At 51.5% G+C, this 8,926-nt stretch carries 8 protein-coding genes; all 8 read right to left on the bottom strand.

The genetic code is table 11. From position 1 onward, the window contains the following. Positions 1–168: 168 nt before the first annotated feature. Positions 169–762: a DUF4276 family protein gene (locus L1249_RS16850; RefSeq protein WP_235253787.1), complete on the bottom strand. Its 594-nt coding sequence runs from the start codon at positions 760–762 to the stop codon at positions 169–171. Continuing rightward, on the bottom strand, positions 759–1,862 hold the full coding sequence (locus L1249_RS16845) for an AAA family ATPase (protein ID WP_235253786.1): 1,104 nt from the start codon (positions 1,860–1,862) through the stop codon (positions 759–761). Before L1249_RS16845 ends, L1249_RS16850 begins: the two co-directional genes overlap by 4 nt. Positions 1,863–1,969: 107 nt before the next feature. Continuing rightward, positions 1,970–5,167 (bottom strand): type I restriction endonuclease subunit R, encoded by a 3,198-nt coding sequence (locus L1249_RS16840; RefSeq protein ID WP_235253785.1) that lies wholly within the window; start codon positions 5,165–5,167, stop codon positions 1,970–1,972. A 105-nt stretch (positions 5,168–5,272) separates the two neighbouring features. Next, positions 5,273–6,694, bottom strand: coding sequence for a hypothetical protein (locus tag L1249_RS16835; RefSeq protein WP_235253784.1), 1,422 nt, complete (start codon positions 6,692–6,694; stop codon positions 5,273–5,275). Further along, on the bottom strand, positions 6,691–7,635 hold the full coding sequence (locus L1249_RS16830; RefSeq protein WP_235253783.1) for a GIY-YIG nuclease family protein: 945 nt from the start codon (positions 7,633–7,635) through the stop codon (positions 6,691–6,693). The genes L1249_RS16835 and L1249_RS16830 overlap by 4 nt, the downstream gene beginning before the upstream one ends. 167 nt (positions 7,636–7,802) lie before the next feature. Beyond that, positions 7,803–8,006, bottom strand: a complete 204-nt coding sequence (locus L1249_RS16825) for a hypothetical protein (protein ID WP_235253782.1) — start codon at positions 8,004–8,006, stop codon at positions 7,803–7,805. A 35-nt stretch (positions 8,007–8,041) separates the two neighbouring features. Further along, a complete protein-coding gene (locus tag L1249_RS16820) occupies positions 8,042–8,311 on the bottom strand; it encodes a hypothetical protein (protein WP_054641827.1) in 270 nt (89 codons plus the stop codon). After that, on the bottom strand, positions 8,301–8,926 hold a 626-nt coding region (locus L1249_RS16815), incomplete at its 5' end, for an IS66 family transposase (RefSeq protein ID WP_235253781.1). The genes L1249_RS16820 and L1249_RS16815, both read right to left, overlap by 11 nt.

Raw genomic sequence — 8,926 nt, 5'->3', positions numbered from 1 at the left:
CACGGCTTGGAGAGTAGAATTGCTCATGGCGTATCCGTCCTATGTTGGTTGTGATCTGGCGAGATCAATCAACAGGATACGCCACCCTCTCTACTGCCCTCCATACACAAGAACTGAGCTTAACTCATGAAACTATCGGCCAGAATTAAATTTTATTTAACCATACTTTTATTTTTTGAGCTGTTCTATAGCAGTCAACCAAGCATCAAAGCGAGGGCAAGCTGCCCTCGCCTCCTGCAAACCATCTTCTAATGTAACTGGACCATGGAATTTTTTATCATACTGAGGGGCAATCGCTTTAATACGCCGTGAGGGGCAGGTGTCATAACCATCGTTGACTTGTTCAGCCCCACCACACTGATCAACTATCTGACGAATCTTATCTCCCAGGCCATTGATGCCAATGACACTTTCCGCACGGTCAGGCACTGCGAGTACCAGCGCTTCAAATTCATACTGCTGAACGTATGGCGTGAATCTATGACGTTTGTCGGCTGGCACCAAATCATTGATCGCTGCCTCTAACGCATCGACACTTCCTTCTGGTCGTTTATGGAATCCGTAGAAATCATAAAACGTAGTCACATGATCGAACATCGCAAGCAGCTTGCTAAGCTCTTTTTCCACTCGCTCAAGCGAAACACGTCCATGCATATCGATGGGATACGCAAATACGTTGCTATATGCCAATACAGGTGCCAATACCCGCGTCACAAACTCGCGTTCCGTTGCCCCTTCCACACTAATACCCAACCGAATCATGCTGGCGTACCTCCCAGCAGATTTTTCTCCCAGAGGTCTCCTAGACGGTAGTCATCAAGCCACGCTTCTAGCGCGCCCGTATCTAATCGTTTAAAAGTCGATCGATTTTCGTGATGCTCCACAACGACCACATCGTCAGCGCCAAACTCATTAGCCAACGAGACTGACTGCGTAGAGATAATAATTTGAGTTGATTGGCTAACCAGCCTAAGCATGGAACCCAATAGCTGTATGGCATACGGGTGCAAACCTAACTCAGGTTCATCTAGCAATATCAGGGAAGGCAGGCTGGGCTGTAGCAGTAAGGTAGCCATGCAAATAAACCGCAGTGTACCGTCTGAAAGTGCATGGGCATCAAAGTAAGCGTCGCTGCCTTTATGTTTCCAACGCAGCCGAATTTTGCTGTCGTTATGCCGTTCAGGTGCCAGTATGAAATCGTGAAAAAACGGCGCAACCCGCTGGATCGTAGATACAATTCGCTTATAGACATCTGGGTTGTGCGTCTGAATGTCATAAAGGAAAGCCGCTAAGTTTTCGCCCTGCTCGCGTAATCGGTCACTGTCCAACAGCTCTCCCGCCTGCTTCATAGGCGCACTGCTGCTCGTATCGTGGAAGTGATACACCTTCCAGTCAGAAATGTGCTTAGCCACATTACCTGCAATAGTCGCTCCCTGTGGGGCAGGCAATGCTGATTCGTCAGCACCAGGCTTAGCTAGCCCTTTTTTTTTGTCGCCACCTGAAAAGCCTATAGTGTCAGCAAAAAACTCGCAAAACTCCTCTTTAAAGACTAGCCGCCCATCTTGCGATGGAATCAAGGTTGCCCCATAGCTGTTTGGATCAAAGCGCAAGTACGTTGAAAGTGTGGGAGTCTTTTTTCGGCCAAAATGAAGCAGCGCATCCGCCCCGCCCTGTTCCGCTACATATAGCTGCAAATCTTTTTGAAGCAGCTTATTCATGAAGCGAAAAAAATTGATGAAGTTCGACTTCCCCGCACCATTGGGGCCAATTAGCACGTTCAGTGGCTTGAGCTCTAGCGAGGTAGACTCGATAGAGCGAAAACCATTAATTTCTAGGTGCGTGAGGTAGCCAACTTTAGCCATTCACCGTGTCCTCCAGCCCATGAGATGTAAATCACCCACCTTACGCAGGCAGTAAAATCTATACAGTATCGTGATCAATGCATCACGTTTGAGTTCACCATCATACGCTAGATTCGACCATCAAGCTGCCGACCGGTAAGCAGCTTCAAGATCAGCAGCGCAAACTGCCTACCGGTTTCTTCGTTCTCCAGCAGCGGCATGCTGAGCTTTTCATGGTCGCTCATGGCATCTAACACAGCATCAGTGACGCGTTTGGGAAATAGCCCATGCATCACTTGGGTTTCGTCATGGTGGTTGATCTGGGCCATGACAGCATCATCACGTTCAATGCGGTCAGCAATGCCGTTGGCGAAATGCAGCTTATCGCCATCGCTAATATCTGCGCCGTAGAGGTCATTCAAGCGCTCGATGATCTCATTAAGGCGTTGTGTCTCGGGGTCATGGGGTTTGCCGGAGCCAACGTCTGAAATCGGTTTCAAGCCGTAATCGCCGCTCTCCTCTTCAAGCGAGAGGCGCTGTTCAGCGCGTTTGGTCAGCCGGTAACTGTCCAGCTCAAGCTCGCTGACATCAATAGGGTCGCCAATTAATAACCGATCAATACGTAGCAAGGGGTACAGGTGCTTGGCATACACGCACAGCTGCTCTAATTCAGCATCATCGAAGTGGATGATCTGACTGAGAAATTCATAGGTGCGTACAAAGCTTTGTAAGTTTTTACGGAACAGGTCCAGCTCATCGCGGGTCTTGCCTGCGTCTTCCAGCTCCTGCTCGGCACGCTTTATGCCTTTATCATCGCCTTGCTGCTCAGCTTGATATCGGGCGTCTTTCCACGTTTGTTGCTGCTGTACGGTGACTTCATAACGCTTTTTGAAACGATCTTGAGCAGGCTGGCAGTAGTAACTTAATCGTGAAGCGGGTGCTTTAGGGTCAAAGAAAGCAGTAGTAAACGCTTCCACCTCAGGCCAGTGATAAATGCCGCCCGCATCCAATGTGCGTTTGAGGTCATACACCACCTGCGGATCGGACACATCTGCCAACGTCGCTTTCCGATAATACGGCGCAAACGCTTCTAAAATTTCTTGTGGTTCATTGAAGAAATCGAGGATAAACGTCTGTTTGCCAGGAAACAGTCGGTTCAGCCGCGAAAGCGTCTGCACGCAGTCTACGCCCTGCAGTTTTTTATCCACATACATGGCGCATAGCTTGGGCTGGTCAAAGCCTGTCTGGTATTTATTGGCGGCGATCATCACGTTGAAGTCGTCGGTATCTAACGCCGCCGCTAAATCACGCCCACGAACGCCGGGGTTCAACAGTTTGCTGGTTTCGCTGACTTCTTCAGGAATAACCTCATCGGCCGGTACGCTGCCGGAAAACGCCACTAAGGGATGCACGTCACTATAGCCTTGAGCTTCCACATACTGGCGCATCGCCAGCTGATAACGCACCGCCTCTTGGCGGCTAGCGGTGACCACCATGGCCTTGGCCTGGCCATCTAGCAAATGACGCACATTGGCGCGGAAGTGCTCAACAATGACCTCTACGCGCTGGGCAATGTTGTAAGGATGTAAGCGCACCCACTTAGCTAATGCACGGGAGGCCTTCTTGGCGTCTACCTCTTTCTCTTCATCTTCCAAGTGGGCCAGTTTCCAGGCGGTGCTGTAGGTGACGTAATTACGCAGCACATCCAGAATGAAGCCTTCCTCGATAGCTTGGCGCATTGAGTAGAGATGAAATGGCTCAGGCTTGTTGTCCGCGCTTGGCGGCAAGCTGGAGTCTGGTACACGGCCAAACAGTTCTAGTGTCTTGGCCTTGGGTGTGGCGGTAAAGGCGTAGTAGCTGATGCGCTCATTCGGGCGACGAGTGGACACGGCTGCATCCAGCATTGCTTCTGCACTGATTTCCTCATCATCTTCCGCGCTCTCGCCAGCGGCGGCTAACAGTGCCTTGAGCTTGCGCGCAGAATCGCCCGCCTGTGACGAGTGTGCTTCATCGGCAATGACCGCATAGCGGCCCTCGGCAAGCGTGGGACGTTTATCCAGCGCATCGAACAGCGCAGGAAAGGTCTGGATAGTGACGATGATGATGCGGGTATTGCTCGCCAGCGCCTCCGCCAGCTGTTCAGATTTGCTCTGGTTGCCGACATCGCGGGTGATCGGGCAGACCACCCCATGGGCATGTTCAAACTGGTAAATGGTGTTTTGCAGCTGGCTATCCAGCACGGTGCGGTCAGTCACCACAATCACAGAGTTAAAGCGCTTCTGCTGGCCGCTTTCGTCATACAGGTTGGCCAACTGATGGGCGAGCCAGGCTATGGAGTTAGATTTACCTGACCCCGCGCTATGTTGAACTAGGTAACGCTGCCCGCCATCTTCAGCTTGGGTGGTCTCAATCAGCTGATTAACCACTTCCCATTGGTGGTAACGCGGGAAAATCAGCGTTTCTTTCGTTTTGCGTCGACCGTGAAAGTCTTCGGTGGTTTTCTGCTCCAAGTGCAAAAAGCGTCCTAGAATCTTCAGCCATGCATCCGGCAACAGCACACGCTCCCATAAGTAGCTTGTGGCGTAGCTATTGCCATCTTCTGGTGGCGGGTTGCCAGCACCGCCGCCTTCGGTGCCCAGGTTAAACGGCAGAAAGAACGTTTCTTTGCCCGCCAGTTTCGTGGTCATCGCCACTTCTGCTTGGCTGACCGCAAAATGCACCAATGCGCCACGCTTGAAGGCGAGTAGCGGTTCAACCTTGCGGGTAACAGGATCTTTCAGGGGGCGATCATGGCGGTACTGTCGCTTGGCGTTTTCTACCGACTGCTTAAACTCACTTTTTAGCTCTAAGGTGGCGGTAGGGATACCATTAACAAAAAGCACCAGATCCAGACGCGGGTTATAGCTCTGGCCGCCATTGGCTTTGTCTCGGGCATGGGGCGAGTAGGCAACTTCCGGCACTACGCGCAAACGGTTGGCTTGATAGCGTGAACGTGCTTCAGGGTTCATGGCATGGTCGGGCTTAAAGCTGCACAGATCAAATGTCACGCCCGGCACTTTAAAGCCATGGCGCAGCACTTCTAGCGTGCCCGCCCGCTCCAGTTCGCGTACCACTTTCTGCACAAACACCGTTTCAGAGGATTGCGGGTTAGCCTTGCAGAACTTCTCCCAGCGCTCGGGCCAAGCCTCCTGCACATACCCCAGCAGATCCTCTGTATAAAGTGCTGTGGTGCGGTCATAGCCGCTGGCAGTACCCACTGCCCAACCACTAGCAGCCATGGCGTCGATGATGTCTTGTTGGAACTGGGCTTCCCTGCTGTCCGCCATTGAAAATCCTTAGTAGTTAACTACATAGCTGCTTTACTTTATTTTGATCATACATAAGCCAGTGGATAACCAGCATTCTTGATAACCTACCATGGCCAGCTTTCGTTATACTTTGCCTTCGTCCTCCAGCCTATCTCTAAGTGCTTGTAGCTCTCTACCAGACAAAAGCATATCAAGTCCCTCTTTCGCAGCACTGAACCAGCGATTGACCATGTCAGATTCGTCCACTGCCCCTTTCATAACGTCGGCCATCGGGCGATGAATCATCAACGGATGCCATAGGTTATTTCCCTGCGAAACCGTCCACTCGCCAGACTGCTGGGTTAGTCGATGGCATAGCGAGCGGTACTCAGGCGTTTCCCAGAAACTATTCCGCTGCCCCCAACTCTTTGTAACATCTAGAATAATAGAGAAATCCCCGCCCCTCTCCTTGCCGACAGGCTGGATACTATGATCATGAGAAGAGAAGTAATATCCAACAAAAACGCTGGGTCTCCACGGCTGGGCTAGGTTAACTCCATAGCGCCCTTCCACCATCCCCAGAATTCTTTTTCCTCTTAGAAAAGCAATCCTTTCACTCTCTGAGTTGGCAAATGCATCGTAAGCCCACTCCCAGCCAGCGCTAACTCCTTGCTGATTGGCCGACTTCAAAGCCGTGTGAATCATCTCGCTGGGCAGACCAATCTCTTCGGCAACCGTCTCAATCCCATTTTTAAACTTACGCTGGCCAGAGGCGACTAACGGCTGATCAGACTCAGCCCGCTCTTCAATGGTATCGGGTGATTCGCTAGAAATATTGACCGAAAGCTGCCCACTGTCATCATTTCGGATAACTTCCACAGTGGTTCGGTGTATGGTCTCAGTGCGAGCTATGGGCTGAGATAGCCATATAATGTCTTCAGGATACTCATCGTTTTGAAACGGGGAGACCTCCAAAACACTAATCTGATAATCGGTTGCATCGTTCCTACTGGCTGAACGAATCCATTCTGATAAACCTTCAGGTGCTTCATCGCAAGCAATGATGTAATGCAACTGCCCTTGAGACAGCCGATTTCTGTAGCTTTGAGCTACCCAACGCGCCCGATTGGGATCTCCCACTAGCTTCAAAGCGACGTGTTCAAGCCGATTACAGCCAGGTAGACCTTGAGAAAACAGTTCAACTTGGCTGCGTTCATCAAGGCTGCCCAGTGCAGCACCGTAATCGAGGATCTGTGAAATGACAGACCTACCTCTAAGCTCCCTGTTGCCAAAGCGCTTCACTTCCACAATTCCGACATCACCACGATCAGTCAGGAACATTAAATCAGGGTATTTTTGATGTCCCATTAAGTCTTGAACACGGCCCTGCCTAACTAAATGAATGCTGTCTACAAACAGGCCTATCCTCTCAAGGCACAACAACTCATGGTTCCTGAAGATCACATCCTCTAAATGTGATTCAAGAAGCCCTAACTGCCCCAGCCGTTTTCGCTTCAACGTTTGATCAGAGCCATTAGTGCTGGTTTTCACCATGCCATCAATCACGCTAGTTCACTCCTTGATTTCCCTAGAGTGGCCGCAGCACTCACCTGCTGGTCTTGCCAAGCCCCATATGTTTGGCCAGTGCCTTCCAATTTCCAATGTATTCGCCCATTGGCACTTCGACCTGACACCACTGCAGCAGCGGCACTCGGGCTAGTAAAGGCGTAATCGCTGGCGAAACGTCTCACCTTGTTCTCGTCCTCAACCAGCACTCCTTCATCACATAGCTGCTGATAGAGGCTTTGGTAACCACCATCAACACCTGTCCATGTACCTCTCGCGATAGAACCTTCCAGCACGTAAAACTCACCGTCCAGTTCTTGCCCGTAGGCTTTAATACCGTAACGAGGTACTTCTGCTACAAACTTTGGAGAGGCAGCTGGCGACGGTTTTAATATCGACGGTGGGTGAGATGGCATAGGCCGACCACGCAAAAAATCCAGCCCAAGCACCGGCAGTACCGTACGGATCTGCTCCATAAAAAAAGCCATATCGGCGCGGTCTGATTCGGGCAAGTTGATGTACTCATGAGCAGTGCCATTGACCAGCTTGCAGCGCCCTAGCTCGCCTGCTGACTGGATCAGCAGGCTTTCCAGATATTTGACGTGGGCTTTGGTGAGGTTTTGATCCTTGCTGGTCACTAAACAGACTTTCTCCCAGAAGTCCTTGCCACCTTTATCTTCTGGCCGGTTATGCTGTTTTAATCGTGTTCCCACATCATCACTTTCGCCAATATAAACCTGCGGGCGCGGGCTACCTTCCAAGTCAGGCCCCACCAGAAAATATATCCCGGTGCGGCCGCACTCGGGCCGCTGAACTAGCTCTGACAGCTTTGTGCGCGGGCCAGTCAGCACATGGCCTGTCCAGTTCATGATTTCGGCGGTAAGCAAGCCATTGGGTGTGCCATCCACTAGAAACAGCCGAATGCTACGTCCCTGTGTCATTAATTACATACCTGTCAAAAAGAAACACACTCATAAGCTGTTGATTTAAATAATAATTTAACAATTCTTGCTTATAAAAAGGCACTGCTTATCAAATACCCGTCAAATAAAAAAAGCAGAGCGATACCAATACATGACGATTACCGGGCTGATCAACTAATGAGTGATCAATGTCGCGTCTCGGCCTGCTGATTATCGTCGTGAGTTGTGATGTCAGGATTGGACGGTGCGTCTTCACCGATTAAAACAGGCTTGCCATCCTGCCAAAACACCGCGTATTGCCCCAGGCGGCGTTTGCGCTCTAAGGTTTCATCCACGGCGGTGCGAAGGCTATTGAACATTTCTTGAGTATCAGGTGGAAATTGGGTCATACAACCGTAAGCGTTCATTCCACGACGTAGTTGACCTACTTCACGTCACGCAGAGGCCTTAATAACTCCGGCGAGACCTTGTACTGTTTGGGGCCGTCCTCGGCCAGAACAATCACACTCTTGCGGTTGATCTTGGTGACGATCCCCAGCACCGGGCCTTCCCGGCCCTCGAAGGTTACTTTCAGGCCCACCCGCAACTGACTCAGTGCCTGCAGATTTTCCTGATCCCTCAGTTCGTCGATGCGCCGGCAGACGTATTGATTCAATTCCAGCAACTGGTCGATGCTCATGTCCTCAATGCGCATGAACGGTGGCCTCCGGCTGTTTGCTCTGTCGATCAGGGTGGCGTGGGTCGATCAGCGCCCGCAACGGGTTCTCGGCGAACCGAGTTTTCCAGAGACGAGGCGTCAGGTCGCTGACGTCACTGGCCGGATGCTGGCTGATGCGTTGCAGCACGTCCACCAGGTAGGTGTAGGGGGTAATATCGTGCAGCTTGCAGGTGCTGATCAGGCTCTGGATGATGCCCAGGTGTTCCGCGCCCAGTTCGGTCCAGCAGAACATCCAGTTTTTCTTGCCCATGGGGATGGGCCGTAGGGCCCGTTCCAGGTGATTGGTATCGGGTTGTACGTCCGGATCTTCCAGGAACACCGTCAGGCTCGTTTCCCGGCCGAGCACGTAATTCAGGGCTTTGGTTAACGGTTCACTGGGTAACAGGCCGCCTTGCCCCAACTGATCCCGGCACCATTGGAAGAAGCCGCTGACGACCGGCTTCGCATGGTCCAGCCGGTATTGGCGCTTCTTCTCGCCGGTGAGCTCCTTTTCCTTAATGGTATCTTCAATCTGGTACAGCTTCGCGATCTGTTGCAGGGCTTCGGTGGCCTTCTCAGGATGATCCTTTTGGGCCTCAACGAAGCAACGGC

This window comes from Halomonas sp. Cn5-12 (genome assembly GCF_021532545.1).
Taxonomy (GTDB): domain Bacteria; phylum Pseudomonadota; class Gammaproteobacteria; order Pseudomonadales; family Halomonadaceae; genus Vreelandella; species Vreelandella aquamarina.
Note: the sequence above shows the minus strand (reverse complement) of the source record. Positions and strands in the feature narration are given on the sequence as shown.

Bases quoted from the DNA above. Each gene is read 5' to 3' on its own strand.
- L1249_RS16820 (WP_054641827.1), bottom strand. From the start codon at position 8,311: ATGCGCATTGAGGACATGAGCATCGACCAGTTGCTGGAATTGAATCAA.
- L1249_RS16845 (WP_235253786.1), bottom strand. From the start codon at position 1,862: ATGGCTAAAGTTGGCTACCTCACGCACCTAGAAATTAATGGTTTTCGC.
- L1249_RS16825 (WP_235253782.1), bottom strand. From the start codon at position 8,006: ATGACCCAATTTCCACCTGATACTCAAGAAATGTTCAATAGCCTTCGC.
- L1249_RS16840 (WP_235253785.1), bottom strand. From the start codon at position 5,167: ATGGCGGACAGCAGGGAAGCCCAGTTCCAACAAGACATCATCGACGCC.
- L1249_RS16830 (WP_235253783.1), bottom strand. From the start codon at position 7,635: ATGACACAGGGACGTAGCATTCGGCTGTTTCTAGTGGATGGCACACCC.
- L1249_RS16850 (WP_235253787.1), bottom strand. From the start codon at position 762: ATGATTCGGTTGGGTATTAGTGTGGAAGGGGCAACGGAACGCGAGTTT.